The sequence below is a fragment of the Oleiphilus sp. HI0080 genome (assembly GCF_001635135.1).
The window spans coordinates 1-493 of the sequence record NZ_LWFU01000026.1 but is presented as its reverse complement, the minus strand read 5'-3'; the positions used below and the strand labels follow the sequence as shown (position 1 = coordinate 493).

General features: G+C 49.1%; 1 protein-coding gene. It reads left to right on the top strand.

All coding sequences use genetic code 11. From position 1 onward, the window contains the following. Positions 1–493, top strand: a 493-nt coding sequence (locus A3751_RS00480) for a glutamate--tRNA ligase family protein (protein ID WP_231876804.1), incomplete at both ends; no start/stop codon positions are given.

Genomic DNA, 493 nt, shown 5'->3' with positions numbered 1-493 from the left:
AGAGCAGGGCAAGGCGTATGTTTGTGAACTTACGGCTGAGCAGGCTTCAGAGTATCGAGGCTGGGCGACAAAGCCCGGGAAAGAGAGTCCATACAGGGGTCGCTCTGTAGAAGAGAATCTGCAGCTTTTGGAAAAAATGCGAGCAGGTGAATTCGATGAGGGTAAAGCGACTTTGCGAGCCAAAATCGATATGGCCTCTCCGAATATGAACCTCCGAGATCCTATATTGTATCGGATTCGCAAGGTTCCTCATCACCAGACGGGTGATAAGTGGTGTATCTACCCGAGCTATGATTTTGCCCATGGTCAAGAAGATGCGATTGAGGGTGTTACCCATTCAATTTGTACACTAGAGTTTCAGGCGCATCGCCCGCTTTATGATTGGTTAGTGGAGAATCTGCCTGTTCCATCCAAGCCTCGTCAGTACGAGATGGGGCGTTTGAATTTGAACTACACCGTTACCAGTAAGCGTAAGCTCAAGCAGCTAGTCGAC